A 26,109-nucleotide genomic window follows, 5' to 3' on the forward strand; every position below is an offset into this window, starting at 1 on the left:
GATATAATGTCATGAAGATTTTTGATAATGCAAAGGTGTGAAACGTATGAAGCTGACCGAAAAAGAAACAGAAATATTAGAAATTTTAGACGAAAACAGCCGCGTTGATGCGGAAACGATCGCGAAAATGGCGAACATTCCCGCCGAAGAAGTCAAAAGCATCATTGAAAAGCTTGAAAAGGAAAAAGTCATCATTGATTATGCGGCGATGATCGACTGGCGCAAAGTCGACGGGCTGGAAGGCGTCACGGCGATGATTGACGTAAAAGTCACTCCGAAACGAAATGTCGGCTTTGATGAAGTCGCTGAACGGATATACAGATTCCAGGAAGTTGAATCAGTGTACCTGATGTCAGGGGTGTATGACTTATCTGTCGTCATCCGCGGCAACACGATGTCAGACGTGGCAAGCTTCGTGTCTGAAAAATTGTCCACCCTTGAGTCCGTCGTTTCCACGACGACGCACTTTATCCTGAAAAAATATAAGCATGACGGCAAAGTCTTTGAAAGCGGAGACGATGACAAAAGAATCGTGGTGTCTCCGTAAATGGAAACGAAGACTTCTTATTTATCTGACTACGTGCAGCAGATTAAACCGTCAGGCATCCGCAAATTCTTTGATCTGGCTGCTACGATGGAAGGCGTCATTTCACTGGGAGTGGGAGAGCCTGACTTTGTGACGGCCTGGAACGTGAGGGAAGCGAGTATTCTTTCTTTAGAACAGGGTTATACGGCTTATACGGCAAATGCGGGTCTTTATGAACTGAGAGAAGAAATCAGCCGCTATTTAGATCAGCGGTTCGGCCTGAGTTATTCGCCTGACAGTGAACTGATCGTTACAGTAGGGGCAAGCCAGGCGCTTGATCTCGCTGTCCGCGCCATTATGAATCCCGGAGAGGAAATGTTAATTCCCGAACCGTGTTTTGTCGCATATGAATCACTCGTGACCCTGACGGGGGCGAAGCCGGTGCCGATTCAGACTGTAGCTGCAAAAGGTTTCAAAGCATCAGCAGCCGATTTTGAAGCGGCCCTGACGGACAAAACAAAAGCGCTGCTTCTATGCTCGCCGTCAAATCCGACTGGTTCCGTCTATTCGAAAGAAGAGCTTGAATCCATCGCTTCCTTCGCTGAAAAACATGACTTGATCGTGCTTGCCGATGAAATTTATGCCGAGCTGACGTATGATGAGCCATTCACGAGCATGGGAGCCATCCGCGGCATGAAGGAACGCACGATTTTGATTTCAGGTTTCTCCAAAGCGTTTGCCATGACGGGGTGGAGACTCGGGTTTACGGCGGCGCCTCCCGTGATCAGGGATGCCATGCTCAAAATTCATCAGCACGCGATGATGTGCGCGCCTTCCATGGCTCAGTACGCGGCGCTTGAAGGGCTGAAAAACGGTCAGGAAGACGTCGAAAGAATGAAAAAAAGCTACCGGAGACGCCGAAACCTGATTGTGGAAACATTGAACGAAATCGGACTCGGCTGCCACCACCCCGGCGGAGCGTTTTACGCCTTTCCTTCCATTCAGTCGACCGGCATGAGTTCAGAAGAATTCGCGGAACAGCTGCTCATTGAAGAAAAAGTAGCCGTCGTTCCGGGGAATGTATTCGGCCCGAGCGGCGAAGGCTACATCAGATGTTCCTATGCGACATCCATTGAGCAGATTCAGGAAGCGCTCGTCAGAATCAAACGGTTTGTTGAAAAAAGGGCATAAAAAAAGATACGAACCCGGTTCGCATCCAAATAAAAGGGGGGGAATACTAGAAAGCCTTCGTAATCATAGTATACCCCCTTTATCTGCGCTTAAACATGATGATGTAAAAAAGTTCTCTTTGCGAAAAACAAACTTGTATGATATAATTTTAAATTGCGTATAATCTGTATTTAATTTAACTTAGGAGTTGTTATGAATGGCAGCAAAATTTGAAGTGGGCAGTGTTTACACTGGTAAAGTAACAGGATTACAAGCGTATGGTGCGTTTGTTGCATTAGATGAAGAAACTCAAGGACTTGTTCACATTTCTGAAGTCACTCACGGTTTCGTAAAAGACATTAATGAACACCTTTCTATCGGTGACGAAGTACAAGTAAAAGTACTTGCAGTTGACGAAGAAAAAGGCAAAATCAGCCTTTCTATCCGTGCGACTCAAGCGGCGCCTGAAAGAAAAGAAAGCAAACCAAGAAAACCGAAAGCGGCACAAGTTTCTGAAGAAACATCTGCTCCGCAAGGTTTCAACACATTGAAAGATAAGCTTGAAGAGTGGATTGAACAGTCCAACCGCAAAGACCTTATCAAAAAATAACCATCAAAAAAAGCACCGGATATGTATGTTCGGTGCTTTTTTTATGTTTATCTGACTTCCGGATTTGCCGCTTCCTCGCGGGATGTTTCTTCGTTCGGCTTAAACAGCAGGCCGAGATTGATCAGACCGGCGATGCCGACAAGACCGTAAATAATCCGCGACAGAGCTGATCCTTGGCCGCCGAAGATGGCTGCTACTAAATCAAATTGGAAAAATCCGATCAGTCCCCAGTTAATAGCGCCGATAATCGTTAATACGAGACAGATACGCTGAATAACACTCATGTAAACAACCTCCTCTATAAATTCGTGAAACAGTTATAGATTGTGACAAAGCAAAGAATCTATGCATACTACATTCTCCGCCGTGTAAATCACACACTGTCTCAAGCTGTACAAGTGCCTTTCCCGGGAAACCGCTGTCTGTAAACCGTGTGATGTGCCGTCAAAAAAGCGGATTGCTTTACATTGAACGTCAACTTTCTGCATAATATAAATCCAAAGGAGGAGATGTCATGCAAAACTTTACATATTGGAATCCGACCAAATTGATTTTCGGAAAGGGAGAGGTCGAAAAACTTCCTGAAGAAATCAAGCCGTACGGAAAGAACGTACTGCTCGTATACGGAGGCGGCAGCATTAAGCGCAGCGGTCTTTATGATCAAGTAACCGAACTGCTGAAAAAAGCCGGAGTTACCGTACATGAATTGGCAGGCGTAGAGCCGAATCCGCGTGTCTCAACAGTGAACAAAGGTGTTGCGCTCTGTAAAGAAAACAGCATCGATTTCTTATTGGCCGTCGGCGGCGGAAGTGTCATTGACTGCACGAAAGCCATCGCGGCGGGCGCTAAATATGACGGCGACGCGTGGGATATCGTCACGAAAAAACACCAGCCGAAAGAAGCGCTGCCGTTCGGAACAGTGCTGACACTTGCGGCGACCGGTTCAGAGATGAACTCCGGATCAGTCATCACAAACTGGGAGACACAAGAGAAATACGGATGGGGGAGCCCGCTCGTTTACCCTAAATTCTCTATTCTCGATCCGGTAAACACCTTTACCGTTCCGAAAGACCACACTATTTACGGCATGGTCGATATGATGAGCCATGTGTTTGAACAATATTTCCACCACACGTCAAACACGCCGTATCAGGACCGGATGTGTGAATCGCTTCTGCGCACGGTGATTGAAACAGCGCCGAAGCTGATCAATGACCTGGAGAACTACGAGCTTCGTGAGACGATTTTATATACAGGCACGATCGCATTAAACGGAATGCTGTCAATGGGCGCAAGAGGGGATTGGGCCACACACAACATCGAGCATGCGGTATCAGCGGTTTACGATATACCGCACGCCGGAGGTTTAGCGATTCTGTTCCCGAACTGGATGAGACATGTGCTCAAAGAAAATCCGGCCCGCTTTAAACAGCTTGCCGTCCGTGTTTTCGATATTGACGAGACAGGCAAATCAGATGAAGAGATCGCACTTGAAGGAATCAGCAGGCTGTCTGATTTCTGGACGAGTCTCGGCGCTCCGAACAGACTCGCTGATTATGATATTTCTGATGAGAAGCTGGATACGATTGCAGATAAAGCGATGGCAAACGGAGCATTCGGACAGTTCAAGTCACTGCAGAAAGAAGATGTGCTTGCGATACTGAAAGCATCATTGTAATAACATAAAGGGGGCGGCCGGATTGGCAGCTCCTTTTTTTCTGTGTTATAGTAATTCCCTTACGATTTTTTTGGAGGTCATGATAAATGGAGAACTTTACGTACTACAATCCGACGAAACTGATTTTCGGAAAAGGTCAAATCGACCAATTGAAAAAAGAGCTGAAGCAATACGGGAAAAACGTGCTGCTTGTTTACGGAGGCGGCAGCATTAAGCGAAACGGTCTGTATGACCAAGTAACAGGCATCTTAAAAGAAGAAGGCGCAACCGTTCATGAGCTTGCGGGCGTTGAACCGAACCCGCGTCTGGAAACGGTAAATAAAGGAATTGAGATGTGCAGACAGCATGAGATTGATTTCCTTCTCGCAGTCGGCGGCGGAAGTGTCATCGACTGTACAAAAGCGATTGCGGCCGGTGCGAAATATGACGGCGACGCATGGGACATTTACAGCAAAAAAGTAACGGCGCAGGACGCGCTCCCGTTCGGCACGGTGCTGACGCTTGCGGCGACAGGCTCTGAAATGAACCCTGATTCCGTTATCACAAATTGGGAAACAAACGAAAAATTCGTATGGGGCAGCAATGTCACTCATCCGCGTTTCTCCATTTTAGATCCTGAGAATACTTTCAGCGTTCCGGAAAACCAAACCGTATACGGCATGGTGGATATGATGAGCCACGTATTTGAACAATACTTCCACAATGTTGAAAACACGCCGCTGCAGGACAGAATGTGTTTTGCGGTCCTTCAGACGGTAATTGAAACAGCGCCGAAACTTTTGGAAGACCTTGAGAACTATAAGCACCGCGAAACGATTTTATACGCGGGTACGATCGCATTAAACGGCACGCTGCAAATGGGCTATTTCGGCGATTGGGCTTCCCATACGATGGAGCATGCCGTATCAGCGGTTTATGACATCCCTCACGCGGGAGGACTTGCGATTCTGTTCCCGAACTGGATGAGATACACGCTTGATACAAATGTAGACCGTTTTAAAAACCTCATGCTTAATATGTTTGACATTGATACTGAAGGCAAAACGGATAAAGAAATTGCGCTTGAAGGGATCGATAAATTGTCCGCGTTCTGGACAAGCCTCGGCGCACCGTCCCGCCTTGCGGATTATGACATCGGTGAAGACAAGCTTGAGCTGATCGCAGACATCGCCGCAAAAGAAATGGAATACGGCGGATTCGGCAATTTCCAAAAACTGAACAAAGATGACGTACTTGCCATCTTAAAGGCGTCACTGTAAGATACATTCCCGGCCGGAGTGATTTTCAAGCTGCAGATGTAACCGTTTTGGGAGTCCCTCTTTCCGGATTTTCTATCAGTTCATTAGGAGCAAGTGAAACACCCTTTGCCATGAGACAACTATGGAAATCGTTTCATCCGTAAAGGACCAATTAACTTTGCGATTGCCTGTCATCTATTTACACGAAATCTAAATCACGAAGATGAAGAGCCGCGAATTTAAAAAAGGGGCGCTGATTCAATCAGCGCTCCTTTTATGCATTTTGTGTACTAAGGTCCCGCTGCGCCCCCATATAGCTTCCCATTAAGTTTTGATAACCGGGAAGATGACTGGAGATTAATGCACCAAAACCTTCAACATCGTTGCGCCAATCACGCTGAAGCTCGCATGCTGTGCTGAACCAGTTCATAAGCTGCGCGCCGCCATGAGCCATACGGGTTAATGATGCATCTGCTACTTGCTTATTAAACGTCCCCGAAGCATCTGTCACAACAAACACTTCGTAGCCTGCTTTAATGGCAGAAAGCGCAGGAAAAGCAACGCAGACGTCTGTTACCACCCCCGCGATAATCAGCTGTTTTTTGCCGGTCGCTTCAATGGCTTTAACAAAGTCTTCATTGTCCCATGCATTAATTTGTCCGGGACGGGCTATTTTTGGCGCATCAGGAAAGAGATCAGCGAGTTCTTGCATGAGCGGTCCGTTGGGTCCATTTTCAAAGCTGGTTGTTAAAATAACCGGTAAATCAAAGAATTTAGCCGTATCACCGAGAGCCAATACATTGTTTTTAAATTCATCAACGCCATAGTCACGCACGAGACCGGAAATAAGGCCGGTTTGATGGTCAACTAAAAGCACGGCAGCATCATCTTTTGAAAGACGGGAATAAAGATCAGACATTTTATCATCCTCCTTGAATTAAGGCAAGTCAGTTTGTCAATGGAAAACGGTAAATCTATTCATATACTGTATAGGTAGAAAGTTATTTCTGAAGTGACTTTTCGTGAAGGTGATGATCCTTCAATTAATCCGGAACGGGAACCGGAGCATGATCAATCCAATGGATGAACTGTTGTAAATAGCGTTGAAGATAACGTTTTGTTTGTTCATCCGTAAGTATGTTTTGAGCGGAATCAATTTTCTCATGGACTTGCGAAATCAGCATTTTTTGAAAGGGCAGAACATTGACTTGCATAGCTTCGAGTACTTCTCTCATTTGCATTTGACCAAAAGAGGTGCCGAACCCTCCGGGGGTTGCGCCGATTAAGCCAACCGGTTTTCTGTTTAAAACGGAAGAGGTCCGCGGTCTCGATGCCCAGTCCAATGCATTTTTTAATACCCCCGGGATTCCGGAATTGTACTCTGGACTTACAATGATGACGCCGTCAACGTCTCGTATATCAGCTCTAAAGGATGTTACGGAGTCTGGTGCTCCGGCCATTTCTAAATCTTCGTTAAAAAAAGGAAGACTGTCTATTTCAACCCAGCGAAATTGAGCCGCATTATCGAAGTCAATCAATGATTGAGCAATCACTCGATTATACGAGTTTTTTCGTAAACTTCCACAAATAAGACCAATGGTTTTAGTCATAAAATCACCTCCCGGTTTAAAATTAGTTTCATCTTAACATGATAACCCAAATATAGACACTATTTTTAAAAATGGACATTTATACCTTAATATGCCTGCTTAGCAGCCTCTCAAGAAGAGTACTATATAAAAAGAACCGTCCCATGGGTATTGGCGATGGATGTCATCCTGCTCCAAAGTAAAAGTGATACGTTCCTGGATCACCAACATTCACGGTCTGTTTGACCAAACGGAACCTTAACACACCCGCATAGAAATCGGACATGTTCTTGGATGTCTGCAATCGCGAGTCATTCGATTCGTTATCCCTCTCACTGTTAATACAAATATAACCATCTCGAATATTGTATAAAAATTGAACGCATATTTAGCGCAAATCCCGTATTCATCCGGCCTTCTTCATGACTTGATTTAGCGGGTGAGTTCATATAAAGTGAAAGAGAAAACAATTCACCGTGATGGAGGGACAAGCAAATGACGCATGTACGCTTTGATTACTCAAGAGCGTTACCTTTTTTCAATGAACATGAACTTACATACGCACGTGATTTCGTAAAAACGGCACACCATAATATCCATGAAAAAACAGGCGCCGGAAGCGACTTTTTAGGCTGGGTGGACCTCCCTGAAAACTATGATAAAGAAGAATTTGCGCGCATTAAAAAAAGCGCTGAAAAAATCAAATCAGATTCTGACGTGCTTCTCGTCGTGGGTATCGGCGGTTCATACTTAGGCGCCCGCGCGGCGATTGAAGCGCTCAATCATTCTTTCTATAATGTTCTGCCGAAAGATAAGCGCAAAAACCCTCAAGTTATCTTTATCGGCAATAATATCAGCTCAACTTATATGAAAGATGTTATGGATCTTTTGGAAGACGCTGATTTCTCTATCAATGTCATTTCTAAGTCAGGCACGACGACGGAACCTGCAATCGCTTTCCGGATTTTCCGCAAACTTCTTGAAGAAAAATACGGAAAAGAAGAAGCGAAAGCGCGGATTTACGCGACAACAGATAAAGAGCGCGGCGCTTTAAAAACGCTTTCTAATGAAGAAGGCTTCGAATCATTCGTTATTCCTGATGATGTCGGCGGACGTTTCTCCGTTCTGACTGCGGTAGGCCTTCTGCCGATTGCGGTAAGCGGGGCTGATATCGATGAAATGATGAAAGGCGCTCTTGATGCAAGCAAAGACTTTTCTAGCTCGGAATTAGAAGAGAACGCGGCTTACCAATACGCCGTCGTCCGCAACGTTCTGTATAATAAAGGAAGAACCATTGAAATGCTCATCAACTATGAGCCTGCGCTGCAATACTTTGCGGAATGGTGGAAGCAGCTCTTCGGCGAAAGTGAAGGAAAAGATGAAAAAGGCATTTATCCTTCTTCCGCTAACTTCTCAACAGACCTTCACTCTCTCGGTCAATACGTGCAGGAAGGCAGACGCGATCTGTTTGAAACCGTATTAAACGTTGAAAAACCGAAGCATGAGCTGACAATTGAAGAAGCGGAAAATGATCTCGACGGCTTAAATTACTTAGCCGGCAAAACGGTCGATTTCGTCAACAAAAAAGCGTTTGAAGGCACGATGCTTGCCCATACAGACGGAAAAGTGCCTAACTTAATTGTCAATATTCCGGAGCTTAACGCATATACATTTGGATATCTCGTCTATTTCTTTGAAAAAGCGGTGGCGATGAGCGGTTATCTGCTCGGAGTCAACCCGTTTGATCAGCCGGGTGTTGAAGCCTATAAGGTGAATATGTTCGCGCTTCTCGGCAAACCGGGCTTTGAAGAGAAAAAAGCAGAGCTTGAAAAACGCCTTGAAAAATAAAAAGAAGGGCTGGCCCTCAGCATGACGGGTCAGCCTTTTTTAAACCGTGAAAGGTGTGATGATGAATTGATGCGGCTTTTATGTAAGCATGTCTTCATTTCCGTCTGTTCCGCCGCTATCGTCTATTCGGCACTAAAACTGTCTCCTGAATCCCTCTTGCAAACCATCCTGTTTTTCGCTTTTCCTCTCGGCTTGTTTACGGACATGGTCCGGCTGAAACTGAAGGTTGGCCGGATGCATACGCTGATCACGAAGTGCTGTCTCTATGCCGCCGTTTTCTATATTTCAACGGAAGCCGTTCTCTCCGCAATTGTGACGTATGTTCTGATTGAATGCGCCGTTACCTCTTTTCAGCGTCTGTCTGCCGCTCCCGGTTCTTCCCGGACGCCGTATGAAGATACCGCAGAGCGGGGACGCTAAAGACAAAAAGGAGCATATGCACATGATCAGCATACCATCTTCACTTGAAGGGCAATCGTTTTTACTCCGCGAACTGGAACAGGTGATGAAACCGATCGGTTATACCATCGGAGGCGGCTGGGAGTATGACCGCGGGTTCTTTGATTACAAAATTTCCGATCAGGACGGCTATTTATTTCTCCGTATCCCTGTTGAAGCAAATAAGGGACACCTGGATGAACGGGGGGCCGCCGTTACAATCGGCACACCCTTTTTGCTGAGGCACGTTTATCAGCAGGAAACGGATGATGCAGCAGGCGGCGGTGTTTTTGAGTCATTATTCAACCAATTCTCCGAGCCGAAACGGCGGGATGCGGCAATTGACCGCTCATATACAGATATTGGAATCTCGCTTGTGAAAGAGCTGGAAGACGTCCTGCTGCATTAAAGAGCCAAAAACAGATCAGTATCGAGCACCTGGTATGACAGGGGAGGGGTCAGCATCGGCCCCTCTTCTTTTTGTATGCCGATGATCGTGGTATTCCGTCTGAGATAATAGAGCGCGCAGTCATGATAAGATGAGCCCTTTAGTTCCTCGGGGACGGGAATGATGCGCACCTTTTTCTCCAGCGTCAGATCTGACAGCGTTTGCGGTTGGGCAAGCTGCAGCTTGACCCGGTAATGCTCAAACATCACCCGGCTCGACAGGCGTGATGTGCACAGAATCTTATTGGCTCCTGCGCGCTCGGCGTTTTTGACATACCGTTCCGTTAAAATTTCTACGATACAATAAACAGACGGATGCAGCCCTTTGATGGCGAGAAGCGTTAATACCGACAGCATATCAGCTTCGGATTCATTTTTCTGCTGGTCCGCTGTCAGAATGACGGTATCAGCTTCCGTAATATTCGCCTTATTGAGCGTGCTGTCATCAGCGGCATGTCCGCGGATGAAATGGACGTTTTCAATAAGCGGCCCTTCCCTTAATGAATCATCAATCAGGACGACAGTTTTTGACGGTGCGATGTGCTGCAGCTCTTTCAGCAGCATATGCGATTTTTCATTCCATCCGATAAGAATGACGTGCCCCTTGCCTTTAAAGGCGACCTTCCCTTCGACATAGCGGTGCTGTTTGCTGAACACGGCTGAAGAAAGCGTGGCGAAATAGGCGGTCACAAAACTCGCTCCGCTTAATACAAGCACCATGCCGGCAATCTGCCCGAGCGGCGTCTGCGGAACGTAATCGCCGTAGCCGACTGTGGCCACCGTAATGACCGCCCACCAAACCCCTTCAAACACAGACGTGAATTGCTTCGGTTCGAGCATGTAAATGAGTTGGCCGAACAATAAAATCAAGGCGATAATGATCAGCCCGATCCGAACATATAACGGCCATCTCAGCCAGGAAATAAAAATACGGTTTGATTTCATTCGTCCGGCTCTTCTTTCGACAGAGAGATGGATAAAATCTGCTTAATAATGGTGTTTAGTTTTTCGTCCAGCTGTTCCTGGCCGTATGAGTCACGCGCATGTCTGATTAAATCGGCCGTCTCATCTTCAAACTGAATGAGAGGTTCGTCGTTTTCCGATTCATTATAGAGCTGGATGAAGGCGTCAAGCCCTTCGTTCATTCTGTCTATCGCATTGCTCAGCTGTTCTTTCTCGCCATTTGTCACTTTCATGTCGATCACACCTGTATCTTTTTTTATACAGTATGTCCCAGTTCGTTTGATGTCTTTCAAAAATCGCCGAAAACATATTCACCCTTATTTTTTCATATGATAAAGAAAGCGGACCGAAAAAGGGTGAGTCAAATGACGGTCATTCAAAAACTGTTGGCGGCGCTGGCCGGAGCGCAGCTGCTTGCTTCGGCGGCCGTATTGCTTATTTTCGATTTGAATGGATACAATCACATGTCCGGCGGATTTTCATGGCTTGTTTTTGCAAAAGAGACCGCAGGCACGTTTCCGTTTTACATCGGAATGGCCGGGTGTATCCTCATCATGCTCGGAGGATTGATTCCTGTCAGAAAAAAGAAGCGGATTTCTGTACAGGAAAGCGGGCAATCATTAAAATAATATATAAGCAGATCGTACGATATAAGAGAAAAAGGAAGAGGATAATATGCTGTTTATCTTTTTAACAATTGCTGCATTGGGTTTGTCGTTTTGGGCACAATTTAAAGTGAAAAGCAATTTTCAGAAATACTCAGACGTGGAAGCCTCCAGTCAGCGGACGGGGGCGGAAACGGCAAGACGGATTCTTGATATTAACGGTTTATATGATGTGCCGGTAGAACCGGTAAGAGGCACTTTAACAGACCATTACGACCCGACGGAGCGGGTGGTGCGTTTATCTGAGCCGGTATATTACGGCCGCTCCATTTCCGCCATTTCCGTCGCTTCCCATGAAGTCGGACATGCTTTGCAGCATCAGGAATCATACGGCGCGCTTGTGCTGAGGCACAAAATTTTTCCGGTCGTCAATTTTGCCTCCGGGGTCGCCCCTCTGCTTTTCTTGGGCGGGATGCTCCTGGGCAGCTTGAACTTAATCGGACTCGGCATTATTTTGTTTTCGGCCGCTGTTTTTTTCCAGCTTGTCACACTGCCTGTCGAGTTTAATGCCAGCGCGAGGGCGAAGCGGATTATCGTGTCGGAAGGATTCATTCGCAACAGTGAAGAACACGGCGTGAATAAAGTGCTGAACGCCGCCGCGCTGACGTATGTGGCTGCGGCGCTCGTTTCATTATTCGAGCTGCTTCGTTTTGTGATGATTTTCTTAAATGGTCGTGATGAGAATTAACACGAAGGAGGTGGCCCCTTACCGTTTGCGGTAGGGGTTTTTTTGCTTATATTAAAACTGATTCTCATTATGCTGTTAATCGGATTAACGGCCATCTTTGTCGCTGCGGAATTTGCGATTGTCAAAATCCGCGGTTCAAAAATTGCGGAGCTGGTTGAAACCGGAGACAGCCGGGCGCTCGCGGCGCACAGGGTGATTTCAAATCTCGATGAATATTTATCAGCGTGCCAGCTCGGCATTACGATTACGGCGCTCGGACTCGGCTGGCTCGGTGAACCGACGATTCAGCGGCTTCTTCATCCTGTTTTCAGCCTGATCGGAATGCCGTCATCTATTACGCACGTCGTCACGTTTATTGCGGCGTTTATCGCCGTCACGTATCTGCACGTCGTCATCGGAGAGCTTGCGCCGAAAACGATATCCATTCAAAAAGCCGAAGCCGTCAGTCTGTGGACGGCGAAACCGCTCATTCTGTTTTATAAAGTGATGTATCCGTTTATTAAGCTGTTAAACGGCTCAGCCGGATTTTTGGTCAAGCTGTTCGGTTTTCATTCGGTGAAAGAACATGAGGTCGTGGTCAGTGAAGAAGAATTGCGGCTGATTTTGTCCGAAAGCTATAAAAAAGGTCAAATCAATCAATCTGAATTCCGTTACGTCAATAAAATATTTGAATTCGATAATCGGGTCGCCAGAGAAATCATGGTGCCGCGCACCGAAATCGCCGCCATCTCGCTTGAACAGTCAGTTGATGAAGCCATACATTTGATCATCAACGAACGGTATACGCGATATCCGGTTATTAAGGAAGACAAAGATCACATTCTCGGCATTATTAACAATAAGGATTTATTTAAAGGGTATTTTCTCGGACGCTCCATTGAATTAAAAGAAATTATGCGTCCGGTCATCAGAGTCATTGAAAGCATCCCCGTACAGGAGCTTTTGATCCGCATGCAGAAGGAGCGGATTCATATGGCGATTCTCGTTGACGAATACGGCGGCACGGCGGGACTTGTGACCGTCGAAGACATATTGGAGGAAATCGTCGGGGAAATCCGTGATGAATATGACCAGGATGAAATGCCCCACATCGTCAAAAAAGGCGAACACCATTATGTGATGGACGGCAAGGCGCTCATAGAAGAGGTGAATGATCTCCTTGATATCGCCATCGAAAATGAAGACATTGACACGATTGCCGGCTGGCTCTTAACACAAAAAATGGAGCTGAAAAATGGTGATGTGTTTCATGCCGAAGGGTGTGAATTTAAGGTGCTGGAAGCGGAAGACCATCATATCCGCTTCGTTGAAATTAAAAAAACTGATTTCTGAGCCTCCTGCTTTTGCAATGAGGCTTTTTTTATGGAAAAAATGCTTCTTCGTCCCGCTCCTTCATATGCTGTAAAGAAAGGAGTGTCGATATGAAAACGGATTGGTGGAAAACGGCGGCCGTCTATCAAATTTATCCCCGAAGCTTTATGGATTCGAACGGGGACGGAATCGGCGACATGAACGGCATAAGAGCAAAGCTTCATTACATAAAAGAGTTGGGGGCGGATGTGATCTGGCTTTGTCCCGTTTTTGACTCGCCGGGCGCGGACAACGGCTACGATATTCGGAATTATAAACAAATTGCCGGCGAATTCGGGACGATGGAGGATTTTGACCGGCTCCTTGCGGATGTCCATGCGCTCGGCATGAAGCTGATTATAGACCTCGTCATCAACCATACAAGCGATGAGCACCCTTGGTTTATCGAATCACGCTCTGCGAAAGATTCCGAAAAACGGGACTGGTACATCTGGAGAGACGGAAAAAACGGCAAAGAGCCGAATAATTGGGAAAGTATTTTCGGCGGATCAGCGTGGGAATATGATCAAGAGACCGGCCAGTATTACCTGCACCTGTTTGACAAAAAACAGCCTGATTTAAATTGGGAAAACGAAGCGATGAGGCAGTCCGTTTATGAGATGGTCCGCTGGTGGCTTGATAAAGGCATAGACGGCTTCCGGGTGGATGCCATTTCTCACATTAAGAAAAAAGAAGGGCTCCCTGACATGCCGAACCCGGACGGTCTCCCGTACGTCCCGTCTTTCCCGTATCATATGAACGGGGAAGGCATAATGGATCTCTTAAAAGAGCTGAAGCGGGAAACATTTTCTCGCTATCCGATCATGACGGTCGGCGAGGCGAACGGAGTGGCGGCTTGGGAGGCGGCTGATTGGGCCGGTGAAGAAAACGGCGTCTTTCAAATGATTTTTCAATTTGAACATCTCGGCCTCTGGGATACGGAAGATGATCAAAGCATCTCCATTCCGGCGCTTAAGCGCGTCTTGTCCGACTGGCAGAACAGCCTTGAAGGAAAGGGCTGGAATGCGTTATTTATGGAGAACCATGATCAGCCCCGTTCCGTTTCGGTATGGGGTGACGAACGGTTTTTGACAGAAAGCGCCAAGGCACTCGCCGCGATGTATATGCTGATGAAAGGCACGCCGTTTATTTACCAGGGGCAGGAGCTCGGAATGACCAATGTTTCGTTCCCATCCATTGAAGATTATGATGACGCCGCAATTAAAAATCTGTATGAAAAAGAGACGTCCCGCGGCGTTCCGCATGAACAAGTGATGAAGATCATCTGGAAGAAGGGCCGGGATAATTCACGGACACCGATGCAATGGAGCGATGAGGCGAACGGCGGGTTTTCTGATGTTTCTCCATGGCTCGGAGTGAATCCGAATCACACATGGCTGAACGCTGCATCACAATTGCAGGATAAAACATCCGTATACCATTTCTACAGACGGCTGCTCGCCCTCAGAAAAGAACACGGCGTATTGATCAGCGGCACATATGAATTGCTGCTTCCGAATGACCGGCAGATTTATGCCTACCTAAGAAAAAACGGAACAAAAACCGCCCTGATCATCACAAATCTGTCCCGAACCCCCGCTTTATACAGGCATCCCGGTTATCCGCTTGACTCCGATTCTCTCGTGCTTGCAAACGCGGAAACAGAAGCGCACCGCCATGTGACATCCTTTCTGTTAAAGCCTTATGAGGCCCGCGTGTATATATGGTGAAAAACTTCAGTCCCGAGGCTGAAGTTTTTTGTGATCTGCGTTTATCATCGCGATCCGACAGGAAAAGACAAATACAGAAACGAATATGGGAAAGGAAGAGAAAAAGAAAGGAGGCATTCATATGCTGAAAAAATTGCAGATTCAAACAAACAAAAGGGATGAAATGATCGACATCACACATGAAGCCGAATTGTTTCTCCGCGAAACAGGCGTAAAAAACGGTTTGGCGCTCATATACTGTCCACATACCACCGCCGGCATTACCATCAATGAAAATGCCGACCCGGATGTGAAAAGGGATATGCTCCGCAGGTTTGACGAAGTGTATCCGTGGGAGCACGAACTGGACCGGCATATGGAGGGAAATACGGCGGCACATATGAAAGCGAGTACAACCGGCGCCTCTCAGCATGTCATCATAGAAGACGGGCGCCTGATACTCGGAACATGGCAGGGCGTTTATTTTTGCGAATTTGACGGTCCGCGAAACAGAACATGTTATATCAAAATACAGGCTGAAACGGAGGAAAACAAATGAGTGAGTGGATGGGTCCATTATCATTAACAAAGCCCGTCATTCAGGCCCCGATGGCCGGCGGGCTGGTCACGCCGCATCTGGCTTCGGCGGTATCAAATGAAGGGGCGCTCGGAAGCCTCGCTTCAGGATACGTCAGCCCGCAAGCGCTTGAAAAACAGCTTATCGAGATGAAAGAGCTGACGGACCGCTCCTTTCAAGTAAATCTTTTCGTCCCGGAAGAAAGACAGATGCCTGAGGTGGAACTTGTTAAAAAATGGAAAGCTCGCATCCCGAGGGCAAAAGACGCCGAGCCGTTCTCTGATCTGAAAGAAGAATGGAATGATTTCGAGGAAAAAGCGGAGCTTCTGATCCGTTACGGAGTCAAAGCGTGTTCATTCACCTTCGGCCTGCCGCCGGAAGAAACGGCGGAAAAGCTGAAGAAAAGCGGTTGTTTCCTTTTCGGCACAGCGACAACGCCGGAGGAAGCGAAGGCTTTTGAAGAACGGGGAATGGACGCCGTTATCCTTCAGGGAATAGAAGCCGGCGGGCATCGCGGGTCGTTTCTGCCGGTTAAAGGAGAACCGGCTCTCGGCCTTATGGCGCTGATTCCGCAGGCTAAAGACGCGCTGAATATCCCGGTGATTGCGGCAGGCGGCATTTTTGACCGCCGCGGGGTGCAGGCGGCCCGATGTTTGGGTGCGGACGGCGTTCAAGTAGGAACACCGTTTCTCCTTTGTGAAGAAAGCAGCGCCTCACCGGCATACCAAAAAGCCATTGCCGAATCAAAAGGAGCCGATACGCGGCTGACCACCCTGTTTTCGGGAAAACAGGCGCGGGGAATCGTGAATCAGTTCATGAAAACATATGAAGCTGATGAGGGAAAAACGCTGCCTTATCCGCTGCATAATACGCTGACAAAGCCGATGCGCGGGCACGCGGCTCAATCAGGAGACGCGGAGTATATGTCTTTATGGGCCGGCCAGTCCGCCGCGAAACTTGAAGGGCCGACAGACGTGAAAACCGTTTTGGACGGATTGTGCGAATCATAATCCAGAAATCGTGAGGTGATGGATGATGAAGATTCTTCAAATGTCCTATAAAAAAAGAGGGATTATTGAGTTTGTCTTTGAAGATTTTCCGCATTCCAAAGTCACCATGGCGCCGATTAAAGGGTATTACTTTGTCCGCGCCATTAAATGGAGCAGACGGGACAGAGCCGTCACCCGCCATGATTTAGAGAAGTTTGAATGGGCTGCAAACCAAGCGCTCGGCACGACGGCTTTTTACCGGAAAAGAAAAGCATTTCACATCCCATCGTCACAATGACAGACGATGGGATTGTTTTAATGCATGATCTGATAAAGCGCGGGTGCATCAAGCCTTGTTGCCTGGTTAAGCAGATAAGCCGGCTGCACGGCATTTTTTTTTCTTAAAGAATTCAATCTCTGGATGATTTGTTCAGCGGTCAGAATCCCGAGACCATGGGCGAAATATTGATCATTCCCCATCACAATGACATTTTCTCCCCGCCACTGAGCCTTTGCAGGGTTAAAATCAGGATTTTTAAAATATAAACAATCTCCCCGTAAAAAGTGGCTGCCGGTTTCCGTGTAGATCGGCAGGTGCTCATAGTGCCAGTCATACAAAGTGATATCCCGGAAACGCCGGTTAAACCGTTCTTCACCGATTGTCTTTAAGACGGCCAGATAATAAATCACAACAATGGCGGTAGCGCATTCAAATGCGTAAAACGCCCCGTTTTCAATAATGTCCCGAATCGCTTTTGAAGCGGGAATCCTGTACTTCAGCTCCAGGGCTCCTTCCGGCGTCAGTCTCCAATAAGCCGTATTTCCGTATGTTTTGGCGAAAGTTGCAAATTTCACACCTGATCCGTGCAGTTCTCTTGCGGCTTCCACAATATGGCGGCGCAGCCGCACCTCGAACATCAGTTCAGCAATCGACCCGTAATCGAATTGTACGGGAGAATTGAGCAGGTCATTTATATACGGAACAAGGCTTTCTTCCGTCTGCCAGTTCGCGATGTCCTGAGGCCGAAGCACTTGGCCGGATATGATAATCATCTGCGCGCCCCCTATCTTTTTTTATAAGATATGCAGGAAGCTTGGGCAATGAAAATCAAGTCATAAAAAAGGAGGAAATGTTAACAAAATGTGAAGACTGAGCCGATATATAAGGTATCACACTTGAGGGAGCAGCTTAATATGAAAAAATTCATTAATTGGTGCACAAAGGCATCGATTTCACGTAAATTAATCATTTCATTTATCGTGATCTTAATCATACCGATTCTCGTGTTAGAATTCAGTTCATACCATACGGCGAGCAATTCGCTGGATGATCAGATTTCAGGCAACGCGAAAAATAACATCGAATCTTTTAACACAACCATTACAAATGATATCGGCGCAAAAGCAAAGGCGATTGAATTTTTCAGCGAAACGTTAAAAGGGTCATCCTTCTCAAAGAAAAACATGTCTGCTCTTGAAGAAAAGTTCGGGCAATACACGTCTATTCATAAGGACGTAGCCCGCATTTACGGAGGTACGGAAGACGGCAGCTACGCACAGGCGCCGAAGGAGAATACTCCGGCCGATTACGATCCGAGAACACGCACTTGGTATAAAGACGCTGTGAAGGCCGGCGGCACGCTCGTTGTCACCGACCCGTACACCGCGGCAAGCGACGGCAGCATGGTCGTTACCGTGGCAAAGCAGATGCAGGACGGAACAGGCGTAGTGGCCATGGATATTACGATTGACCAGCTGCTGAAGCAGATGCAGGGAATCAAAATCGGACAAAAAGGATTCGTGTTTATCACGTCCAAAAATAAAACCTATGTCGCGCATAAAGACCACAAACCGGGCGATAAAGTTTCAACCCCGTGGCTGAATGAGGTATACAGCAAAGACAGCGGCATTATTTCATACCAGCTCGATGATCAAAATAAAAAAATGGCGTTTACGACAAATAAACTGACCGGATGGAAAATAGAGGGGAGCATGGAGCTCAACGAAATTAAAGACGCCTCACAACCGGTGCTGACGATGGGGATGATTGTCCTTGCAGCATCCATTATCATCGGGGGAATTTTAATTCTGTTGATTGTCAGATCCATTACGTCACCGCTGAAACGGCTTGTCCGCTCTTCTAAACAAATCAGCGGCGGAGACTTGACCGAAACCATTGATATCCGCTCGAAAGATGAATTGGGCGAACTCGGCGCGAGCTTTAATGAAATGGGAGAATCTCTGCGCGGATTGATAAGCGCGATCCAAAACTCTGTCGACAACGTGGCCGCGTCATCGGAAGAGCTGACCGCTTCAGCTTCGCAGACAAGCAAAGCGACGGAACATATTACAATGGCGATTGAGCAGTTTTCAAACGGGAATGAAGAGCAAAGCGAAAAAGTCGATTCAAGCTCAGCCAAGCTGAATCATATAAACGACGGACTCGCCGCCGTTTCCCGCACATCATCATCCATTACGGAAGCATCTAAACAATCGAAGGAAGCTGCCGGCACCGGGGAAGAATATGTGCAGCAAACCGTCGGGCAGATGAATCTCATCAATCAATCGGTCCAGCAGGCGGAAGCGGTTGTAAAAGGCCTTGAGGCCAAATCAAAAGACATCACTCATATTTTAAGAGTCATCAACGGTATTGCCGATCAGACAAACCTGCTTGCGTTAAATGCAGCCATTGAAGCGGCAAGAGCGGGTGAATACGGGCGGGGCTTCTCAGTAGTAGCCGAAGAAGTGAGAAAGCTTGCCGTCCAATCCGCCGGTTCTGCCAAAGAGATTGAAAAACTCATTCAGGAAATCACGGCTGAAATTAATACTTCGCTTCACATGTTTACATCCGTTAATGAAGAAGTTCAATCAGGACTTGCCGTGACGGACCGCACGAAAGAAAGCTTCCAGAATATCTTCGGCATGACGAACGATATCGCCGAGAAGCTTCAATCGATGAACGGCACGGTTGAACAGCTGTCAGACAGCTCTCAGCACGTTTCAGCTGCAGTGACGGATATTGCGGACGTATCACGGGAAAGCGCAGCAAGCATTCAGGATATTGCCGCATCCGCAGAAGAACAGCTTGCATCAATGGAAGAAATCAGCACATCCGCCGATACGTTGGCGCAAATGGCCGAAGAACTGCGGGAATTAACGAAACAATTTAAAATCAACTAGTAAAAAAGGACGCTTTCCAGGTGGAAGGCGTCCTTTTTTATAGTGACAGCCGGATAATTAAATAAAAAGTCTTGCATACAAAGGGAGTACATAGAACTATTTTTCATTTATGACTTAATTTTCAATGTAATAAAAAGGGAGTCGGCCGATATAAACAGTAAATGATTGAAAGAGGTTTACAAAATTGAAAAAAACAGCAAAAAAAATCGCCAGAAAATCAATAGCCAAAAAACTTATTATTTCATTTTTACTGATCTTAATTATTCCGGTAGCAGTATTGGCTGCCGGCGCCTACCGTTCGGCGGCTTCATCCGTTGAAAAGCAAATGATGGAAAGCGCCGAAGGAAATGTGCAAATCTTAAACAATATGATTGATGACCGGATCGGAATGTTTACAAAAAGCTCAGCATATTTCAGCGAATGGGCGACAAGCGCTAAATTTAAAGAAAAAAACCAAACGGAAATGCAAGAAAGGTTCAAACAGTTTATTGAAAGCAATGATAAAGCGTCCGCCATATTTTCTAGCAGCAAGGAAGGAACGTTTACCCGTTATCCGCATGCCGATATGCCGGCCGATTTCAATCCGCTTGAAAGAAGCTGGTATCAGGAAGCCATGGAGAATAAAGGCCAAACCATCATCACGGACCCTTATGAGTCCATCTCAAACAAAAAGATGGTCGTCACCATGGCCCGCGCGGCGCAAGACGGATCAGGCGTCGTCGCCATTGATATAAAAATCGACGATCTCATCACGATGACAAAAGAAGTGAACATCGGAAAAGAAGGATACGCCTTTATCCTCAGCAAAAATAAAAAAGCCGTTGCCTACAGTGATGAAAAAGCTGGCGCGGCGGTATCGGGAAAATGGGTTGATACATTATACAGCGGGCAAAAAGGCGACTATGAATATACGCTGAACGGGAAAGCGAAAAAAATGGCGTACGTGACCAATGAAGCGACGGGCTGGAAGATCAGCGGAACCATGTCCGTGGATGAAATCAAGGATGCGGCAAGACCGGTTCTGACTCTGGCCGTTATCATATTGGCGATGGCCATTGCCGCAGGGATGATTTTCATTTATTTTGTCATCCGCTCAATTACCAAACCGTTAAAACGTCTCGTAGCTTCAGCGGAAAAAATCAGCAGCGGAGATCTGACGGAAACCATTGATGTCGGCTCTCAAGATGAGCTCGGCGTGCTCGGTAAAAGTTTTAATCATATGACAGATTCACTCCGTTCGCTTATTCAAGGAATTCAGGACTCTGTTGAACATGTCGCTTCTTCCTCAGAGGAGCTGACGGCTTCAGCTGAGCAGACGAGCAAAGCAACGGAACATATCACCCTTGCGATTGAACAGTTTTCTAATGGAACGGAAGACCAAAGTGAGAGTATTGATAAAGCGACAGCACAAGTGAATGAGATGAAAGACGGGCTCAGCGATCTGGCGGAAGCGGCAGCCATGGTGACGGAAACGTCAATTGAATCGGCGGAGATATCCGGCGCCGGTGAGCGGCTTGTCAAGAAAACAGCCGGCCAGATGGGCGCCATTGACCAATCCGTAAGTAAAGCGGAGCAAGTCGTACAAGGGCTTGAACTCAAATCGCAGGACATCACCAGCATTTTGCGCGTCATTAACGGCATTGCCGATCAAACGAATCTGCTTGCTTTAAATGCAGCCATTGAAGCGGCAAGAGCGGGAGAATACGGACGCGGTTTTTCAGTTGTTGCCGAAGAAGTGAGAAAGCTTGCCGTCCAATCCGCAGATTCAGCGAAAGAAATCGAATCCTTAATTCATGAAATCGTCAAAGAAATTCATACTTCGCTCGGAATGCTGGAATCCGTCAATCACGAGGTGAAAAGCGGACTTCAGTTAACGGACGAAACGGAAAAAAGCTTCCGGGACATTTCCGCTAAAACAAATCAGATTGCCGGTGAACTGCAAAATATGAATGCAACCGTGGAACAGCTTTCTGCCGGATCTCAGGAAGTATCAAACGCTTCAGAGGATATCGCGGCAGTCTCCAGACAAAGCGCGGCCGGCATTCAGGACATCGCGGCTTCAGCTGAAGAGCAGCTTGCGTCCATGGAGGAGATCAGTTCCTCAGCCGTCACGCTGGAAAAAATGGCGGAAGAATTACGCGAACTGACAAAGCGTTTTAAGATAAACTCTTAATTAAGTCTAAAAGACTAATTTTGTAATAGGTAAAAAGTATGTTTCGTTATATTTCTTCTTTTTGGATGTGTATATTTACCCATAATTGCCGATATGAAGGGTAAACACGCAAGAGGAGATATAGCAGATGAAAAAAATTGTGCAAATCATCAAGCAGAGATCGCTTACAAGAAAACTGCTCATTTCTTTTTTGGCCATTCTCATTCTTCCTATTTCAACGCTGGCTTTTATCGCCTATCAATCGGCGGTAAGTACGCTTGACAGGCAGATGATGGGAAGCGCACTAGATAATGTGCAGCAGATTAACGATATGATCAACACAAGCATCAGCCAAAAGGAAGACGGAACGGCATATTTCAGCGACTGGCTCACAAAGGATCGGTACAAGCCGAAAAACCAATCGCAAATTACCGATAAATTCACAGAGTACATGAAGATTAATAAAGACGTGGAATCCATCTATACGAGTGACACGGAAGGACATTTCACACGGTATCCGGATCTGCAGATGCCTAAAGGATATAATCCGCTTGAAAGAGACTGGTATAAAAAGGCCGTGGAAAATAAGGGGAAAGTTGTTGTAACAGATCCTTACCGCACGGCTTCCACCAATACGATGGTCGTGACGGTCGTTCAGCAGACGAAAGACGGCTCAGGGGTCGTCGCCATCAATATGAAAATCGATGAGCTTCTGAAAACGACAAAGAAAGTGAACATCGGAAAATCCGGCTACGCTTTTATCCTGACGAAAGACAAAAAAGTGGTCGCCCACCCGAACCGTGCGTCAGGCACAGTACTAAACGGGGAGTGGGCTGAACAGCTGTTCACCAGCAAAAAAGGTGATTTTCAATACAAATACGACGGCCAGGAAAAGAAAATGGCTTATGATACGAACGGGCTGACAGGCTGGAAGATTACCGGAACGATGTATCTGGACGAAATTCATGAAGCGGCTTTGCCGATCCTTCATCTGTCCCTGCTCGTTCTCGTATTAGCGATTGTCATCGGAACCATCGTCATGGTGCTGATTATTCGTTCAATCACAAAACCGCTCAAGCAGCTTGTGACATCATCGAAACAGATCAGTGAAGGCGATTTAACAGAAACGATCGAGATTCAGTCAAAAGATGAATTAGGCGAGCTTGGCAAAAGCTTTAACAATATGGCCGCTTCACTCAGGTCTCTCATCCATGCCATCCAGGATTCCGTGAATAACGTCGCATCTTCCTCAGAGGAGCTGACGGCTTCAGCGGAGCAGACAAGCAAGGCAACGGAACATATCACACTGGCGATCGAACAATTTTCTAACGGAAATGAAAGCCAAAGTGAAAATATCGAAAGCGCGGCGGAACATATTTATCAAATGAACAGCGGGCTTAAAGATATGGCAAAAGCATCTGCCGTCATTACCGAATCCTCCGTCACATCAGCGGAAGTCGCCAATTCAGGCGGAAAGCTCGTTCACCAGACGGTCGGCCAAATGAACGTCATTGACCGGTCAGTGAAAGAAGCTGAACAAGTGGTGCGCGGACTTGAAACAAAATCAAAAGACATTACAAACATTCTCGGTGTCATTAACGGAATCGCTGATCAGACAAACCTTCTTGCGCTGAACGCGGCAATTGAAGCCGCGCGTGCGGGTGAATACGGCCGGGGCTTCTCAGTCGTCGCCGAAGAGGTCAGAAAACTTGCGGTCCAGTCTGCCGATTCAGCGAAAGAAATCGAAAGCTTAATTATAGAAATCGTCAACGAAATCAATACATCTCTCGGCATGTTCCAATCGGTCAATAAAGAGGTGGAGAGCGGACTGGATATTACGAATCAGACCGAAACGAGCTTCAAACGGATTTCTGAAATGACGAACCAGATCGCCGGAGAAATTCAAAATATGAATGCGACGGTAGAACAGCTGACAGCAGGATCACAGCAGATTTCAGGAGCTTCTGAGCAAATCGCGTCCATCGCAAAAGAAAGCTCCGCCAGCATTCAGGATATCGCGGCCTCTGCCGAAGAACAGCTGGCTTCAATGGAAGAAATCAGTTCGTCTTCGGAAACGTTATCCCAGATGGCGGAAGAATTACGTGATATGACGAAACGATTTAAAATAGATTAATAGGTCATAGAACACCCAAATGTGCTGTTTGGGTGTTTTTTTTAGTTTTTTTAATAAATCTTTTGTCCTATCTGACGATATTAGATTTAGCTTTTCAAAGAAGGAGACTGAAAAAATGAAACAACTGATACATTGGATCAAACAGCCATCCATCAGCAAGCCGCTGATCGCGGCATTTTTAGCCGTATTGGTGCTTCCGGTCGGCATACTCGCCTACTTCAGCTACCAAACGGCGGGGAGTACATTAGAAAGAGAACTGACCCACAGCGCCCAGGGAAATGTCAGCGAACTGAACAGCGTGCTGGAAAACATGCTCGAAGGCAAGCTGAAAGCGATTGACTACTACAGCGAATCAATCACAAAGGAAAAACTGAACACGAAAAATAAATCGGTACTGCTCGACAATATGAAGCAGTATGTCACCGTAAATGGCGATGTCGCGTCAATTTACGCCGCGTCTCGCGACAAAGCGTTTGTGAAATATCCGTCCGCTGACATGCCGTCCGATTATAATCCGCTCACGCGCGAGTGGTATACAAAGGCGGTTGAAAAAAGCGGACAGCCGGTGTTTACCGAGCCTTATAAAGACGCTGCAACCGGACAGACGGTCGTTACGATTGCCCAGCAGACAAAAGACGGATCAGGCGTTGTGGCGCTTGATATTAATCTGGGCGACCTGCTGAACGCTTCCGAACGCGTCCAGATCGGTCATAAAGGATTTGCCTTCATTACAACGGGGGATAAAAAATACATCGCCCATCCGACTATAAAAGCGGGAACGGAAGGCTCCGGAGAGTGGACGAAAGAGGTATTTTCCAAATCAAGCGGATCGTTTGAATACATGTTTGAAGGACAGCAGAAGAAAATGGCCTTCACGACAAACAAACTGACGGGCTGGAAAATCGCCGGCACATTTTTTGTCAGTGAGATCCATGACGCAGCCTCGCCTGTCATGAAAATGGCGCTGATCATCCTGGCGGTTTCTCTTATCGTCGGCGGTATTTTAATCTTTTTTATCATTCGCTCGATTGCAAAACCGCTCAAAAAACTTGTCTCGACATCAGCTAAAATCAGTGACGGCGATTTAACGGAAGTCATTGACATCAAGTCAAAAAATGAATTCGGGCAGCTCAGCCAAAGCTTCAATGAGATGTCGGCATCACTCCGGTCTGTCATCGGCGTCATCCAATCATCCGTCGAACATGTCGCTTCTTCATCCGAAGAGCTGACGGCATCCGCCGGACAGACAAGCAAGGCGACAGAGCATATTACTCTGGCGATTGAACAATTCTCAAACGGAAACGAATCACAAAGCGAGAAATTGGAAGAAAGTGCTGATCACCTTTCCCAAATGAATGCCGGCATTGCCGAGACGGCGAATGTATCGGCGGAAATCACTGAATCCGCCATCCAAACCTCTGAAACGGCCGGAAGCGGAGAAGAATTAGTGGCGAAAACGGTCGGCCAGATGAAAACAATTGATCGTTCCGTACAGCAGGCGGAAGCGGTCGTAAAAGGGCTGGAAACGAAGTCGCACGACATTAAGAGCATTCTGAACGTTATTAACGGCATTGCCGATCAAACAAATCTGCTTGCCTTAAACGCGGCCATTGAAGCGGCAAGAGCAGGCGAATACGGGCGGGGCTTCTCCGTCGTTGCGGAAGAAGTGAGGAAGCTTGCCGTACAATCAGCCGGCTCCGCAAAGGAAATCGAAACGCTGATTCAGGAAATCGTCAAAGAAATCGCCACATCGCTTTCTGTATTCCAAGCGGTGAATCAAGATGTGAAGGAAGGCCTCGATATTACGGATCAAACGGCCGAAAGCTTCAAAAAAATCTCAGAAATGACGACTCAGATTTCAGGCGCCTTGCAGCATATGAACGGAACGCTTGAGCAGCTTGCAGCCGGGTCGCAAAATGTGACAAACGCAGTGGAGGACATTACCTCAGTCGCCAAAGAAGGGTCCGCCGGCATTCAAGACATCGCCGCCTCAGCTGAAGAGCAGCTGGCCTCCATGGAAGAAATCAGTTCATCCGCCGAAACGCTTGCGCATATGGCTGAAGAACTGCAGCAGGTCACACGGAAATTTACGATTCAGTCTGAAGACGAAGAACAGCTGTAACGAGCTGTTTCTTTTCCTCATCTGAAAAAAGCGATA

Annotated in this window: 25 protein-coding genes and 4 pseudogenes; 22 read left to right on the top strand and 7 right to left on the bottom strand. The window is 46.9% G+C overall.

Annotated elements, in window-relative coordinates; translation table 11 throughout:
- Window positions 1-46 precede the first annotated feature (46 nt).
- From MJQ52_RS16400 to yugI, 3 genes are all read left to right on the top strand, one after another.
- Window positions 47-547 carry an Lrp/AsnC family transcriptional regulator gene (locus tag MJQ52_RS16400; RefSeq protein ID WP_003152098.1) on the top strand — a complete coding sequence of 167 codons (501 nt, stop codon included), beginning with the start codon at window positions 47-49 and terminating at the stop codon, window positions 545-547.
- Window positions 548-1,717, top strand: coding sequence for an aminotransferase (locus tag MJQ52_RS16405; protein WP_014305705.1), 1,170 nt, complete (start codon window positions 548-550; stop codon window positions 1,715-1,717).
- A 196-nt stretch (window positions 1,718-1,913) separates the two neighbouring features.
- On the top strand, window positions 1,914-2,306 hold the full coding sequence (gene yugI, locus MJQ52_RS16410) for a S1 domain-containing post-transcriptional regulator GSP13 (RefSeq protein WP_003152102.1): 393 nt from the start codon (window positions 1,914-1,916) through the stop codon (window positions 2,304-2,306).
- Between the two features lie 47 nt (window positions 2,307-2,353).
- Here the strand turns inward: yugI and MJQ52_RS16415 are convergent, their stop codons facing one another.
- Window positions 2,354-2,590 carry a DUF378 domain-containing protein gene (locus MJQ52_RS16415; RefSeq protein WP_003152104.1) on the bottom strand — a complete coding sequence of 79 codons (237 nt, stop codon included), beginning with the start codon at window positions 2,588-2,590 and terminating at the stop codon, window positions 2,354-2,356.
- Between the two features lie 230 nt (window positions 2,591-2,820).
- Here MJQ52_RS16415 and MJQ52_RS16420 point away from each other — a divergent pair, with 230 nt between their 5' ends.
- Together MJQ52_RS16420 and MJQ52_RS16425 are read left to right on the top strand one after the other, a co-directional pair.
- Entirely contained in the window at window positions 2,821-3,984 is a 1,164-nt protein-coding gene (locus MJQ52_RS16420; protein ID WP_007408652.1) for an iron-containing alcohol dehydrogenase, read from the top strand.
- Window positions 3,985-4,070: 86 nt separating this feature from the next.
- Complete coding sequence (locus MJQ52_RS16425; RefSeq protein ID WP_071392232.1) at window positions 4,071-5,243, top strand: iron-containing alcohol dehydrogenase; 1,173 nt, start codon at window positions 4,071-4,073, stop codon at window positions 5,241-5,243.
- A 253-nt stretch (window positions 5,244-5,496) separates the two neighbouring features.
- Here the strand turns inward: MJQ52_RS16425 and ycaC are convergent, their stop codons facing one another.
- The 3 genes and pseudogenes from ycaC to MJQ52_RS16440 form a co-directional block, all read right to left on the bottom strand.
- The gene (gene ycaC / locus MJQ52_RS16430) at window positions 5,497-6,141 is read right to left on the bottom strand and encodes an isochorismate family cysteine hydrolase YcaC (RefSeq protein ID WP_060387123.1); all 645 of its coding nucleotides are present in this window, start codon (window positions 6,139-6,141) and stop codon (window positions 5,497-5,499) included.
- 124 nt (window positions 6,142-6,265) lie between these two features.
- A complete protein-coding gene (locus MJQ52_RS16435; protein ID WP_094247546.1) occupies window positions 6,266-6,832 on the bottom strand; it encodes an NADPH-dependent FMN reductase in 567 nt (188 codons plus the stop codon).
- A 172-nt stretch (window positions 6,833-7,004) separates the two neighbouring features.
- A pseudogene (locus MJQ52_RS16440) lies at window positions 7,005-7,097 on the bottom strand (VOC family protein); the annotation flags it as partial.
- Window positions 7,098-7,306: 209 nt separating this feature from the next.
- Here MJQ52_RS16440 and MJQ52_RS16445 point away from each other — a divergent pair.
- From MJQ52_RS16445 to MJQ52_RS16455, 3 genes are read left to right on the top strand one after another with little or no spacing between them, the layout of a single operon-like run.
- Entirely contained in the window at window positions 7,307-8,659 is a 1,353-nt protein-coding gene (locus MJQ52_RS16445) for a glucose-6-phosphate isomerase (protein ID WP_007408647.1), read from the top strand.
- Window positions 8,660-8,680: 21 nt separating this feature from the next.
- Window positions 8,681-9,079, top strand: coding sequence for a transporter (locus MJQ52_RS16450; RefSeq protein WP_070082274.1), 399 nt, complete (start codon window positions 8,681-8,683; stop codon window positions 9,077-9,079).
- A gap of 22 nt (window positions 9,080-9,101) precedes the next feature.
- Window positions 9,102-9,506, top strand: a complete 405-nt coding sequence (locus MJQ52_RS16455; RefSeq protein ID WP_003152121.1) for a YugN-like family protein — start codon at window positions 9,102-9,104, stop codon at window positions 9,504-9,506.
- On the opposite strand, the gene MJQ52_RS16460 is transcribed toward MJQ52_RS16455, so the two are convergent.
- Complete coding sequence (locus MJQ52_RS16460; RefSeq protein WP_094247547.1) at window positions 9,503-10,489, bottom strand: potassium channel family protein; 987 nt, start codon at window positions 10,487-10,489, stop codon at window positions 9,503-9,505. The two genes, MJQ52_RS16455 and MJQ52_RS16460, sit on opposite strands and share 4 nt — an antisense overlap.
- Window positions 10,486-10,740 (bottom strand): protein mistic, encoded by a 255-nt coding sequence (locus tag MJQ52_RS16465; protein WP_003152123.1) that lies wholly within the window; start codon window positions 10,738-10,740, stop codon window positions 10,486-10,488. The genes MJQ52_RS16460 and MJQ52_RS16465 overlap by 4 nt, the downstream gene beginning before the upstream one ends.
- A 132-nt stretch (window positions 10,741-10,872) precedes the next feature.
- Here MJQ52_RS16465 and MJQ52_RS16470 point away from each other — a divergent pair, with 132 nt between their 5' ends.
- The 7 genes from MJQ52_RS16470 to MJQ52_RS16500 all read left to right on the top strand — a co-directional run bounded on the left by MJQ52_RS16470 (window position 10,873) and on the right by MJQ52_RS16500 (window position 16,783).
- Window positions 10,873-11,136 carry a hypothetical protein gene (locus MJQ52_RS16470; RefSeq protein WP_014305698.1) on the top strand — a complete coding sequence of 88 codons (264 nt, stop codon included), beginning with the start codon at window positions 10,873-10,875 and terminating at the stop codon, window positions 11,134-11,136.
- A gap of 46 nt (window positions 11,137-11,182) precedes the next feature.
- On the top strand, window positions 11,183-11,860 hold the full coding sequence (locus MJQ52_RS16475; protein WP_003152125.1) for a zinc metallopeptidase: 678 nt from the start codon (window positions 11,183-11,185) through the stop codon (window positions 11,858-11,860).
- Window positions 11,861-11,902: 42 nt separating this feature from the next.
- Window positions 11,903-13,192 (top strand): hemolysin family protein, encoded by a 1,290-nt coding sequence (locus MJQ52_RS16480; RefSeq protein WP_094247548.1) that lies wholly within the window; start codon window positions 11,903-11,905, stop codon window positions 13,190-13,192.
- Between the two features lie 89 nt (window positions 13,193-13,281).
- The gene (locus MJQ52_RS16485) at window positions 13,282-14,940 is read left to right on the top strand and encodes a glycoside hydrolase family 13 protein (protein WP_094247549.1); all 1,659 of its coding nucleotides are present in this window, start codon (window positions 13,282-13,284) and stop codon (window positions 14,938-14,940) included.
- Window positions 14,941-15,061: 121 nt separating this feature from the next.
- On the top strand, window positions 15,062-15,478 hold the full coding sequence (locus MJQ52_RS16490; RefSeq protein ID WP_094247924.1) for a secondary thiamine-phosphate synthase enzyme YjbQ: 417 nt from the start codon (window positions 15,062-15,064) through the stop codon (window positions 15,476-15,478).
- A complete protein-coding gene (locus tag MJQ52_RS16495; RefSeq protein ID WP_265210261.1) occupies window positions 15,475-16,506 on the top strand; it encodes an NAD(P)H-dependent flavin oxidoreductase in 1,032 nt (343 codons plus the stop codon). Before MJQ52_RS16490 ends, MJQ52_RS16495 begins: the two co-directional genes overlap by 4 nt.
- Before the next feature lie 25 nt (window positions 16,507-16,531).
- Entirely contained in the window at window positions 16,532-16,783 is a 252-nt protein-coding gene (locus tag MJQ52_RS16500; RefSeq protein WP_070082269.1) for a hypothetical protein, read from the top strand.
- A gap of 17 nt (window positions 16,784-16,800) precedes the next feature.
- Here MJQ52_RS16500 and MJQ52_RS16505 read toward each other — a convergent pair whose 3' ends face one another.
- Complete coding sequence (locus tag MJQ52_RS16505) at window positions 16,801-17,538, bottom strand: protein-glutamine gamma-glutamyltransferase (protein WP_043867366.1); 738 nt, start codon at window positions 17,536-17,538, stop codon at window positions 16,801-16,803.
- A 141-nt stretch (window positions 17,539-17,679) separates the two neighbouring features.
- Here MJQ52_RS16505 and MJQ52_RS16510 point away from each other — a divergent pair.
- From MJQ52_RS16510 to MJQ52_RS16540, 7 genes and pseudogenes are all read left to right on the top strand, one after another.
- Window positions 17,680-18,672 (top strand): annotated as a pseudogene (locus MJQ52_RS16510) (cache domain-containing protein); the annotation flags it as partial.
- Between the two features lie 165 nt (window positions 18,673-18,837).
- On the top strand, window positions 18,838-19,665 hold the full coding sequence (locus MJQ52_RS16515; RefSeq protein ID WP_370530897.1) for a methyl-accepting chemotaxis protein: 828 nt from the start codon (window positions 18,838-18,840) through the stop codon (window positions 19,663-19,665).
- A gap of 367 nt (window positions 19,666-20,032) precedes the next feature.
- A pseudogene (locus tag MJQ52_RS16520) lies at window positions 20,033-20,842 on the top strand (cache domain-containing protein); the annotation flags it as partial.
- 42 nt (window positions 20,843-20,884) lie between these two features.
- Window positions 20,885-21,838 (top strand): methyl-accepting chemotaxis protein, encoded by a 954-nt coding sequence (locus MJQ52_RS16525; RefSeq protein WP_373364967.1) that lies wholly within the window; start codon window positions 20,885-20,887, stop codon window positions 21,836-21,838.
- Between the two features lie 127 nt (window positions 21,839-21,965).
- The gene (locus MJQ52_RS16530; protein ID WP_094247551.1) at window positions 21,966-23,951 is read left to right on the top strand and encodes a methyl-accepting chemotaxis protein; all 1,986 of its coding nucleotides are present in this window, start codon (window positions 21,966-21,968) and stop codon (window positions 23,949-23,951) included.
- A 115-nt stretch (window positions 23,952-24,066) separates the two neighbouring features.
- Window positions 24,067-25,059, top strand: a pseudogene (locus tag MJQ52_RS16535) (HAMP domain-containing protein); the annotation flags it as partial.
- A gap of 42 nt (window positions 25,060-25,101) precedes the next feature.
- Window positions 25,102-26,073 (top strand): methyl-accepting chemotaxis protein, encoded by a 972-nt coding sequence (locus MJQ52_RS16540; RefSeq protein WP_369719118.1) that lies wholly within the window; start codon window positions 25,102-25,104, stop codon window positions 26,071-26,073.
- The last annotated feature ends 36 nt before the right edge of the window (window positions 26,074-26,109 follow it).

It is taken from the genome of Bacillus sp. jun7, assembly GCF_051034795.1.
GTDB lineage: Bacteria > Bacillota > Bacilli > Bacillales > Bacillaceae > Bacillus > Bacillus velezensis.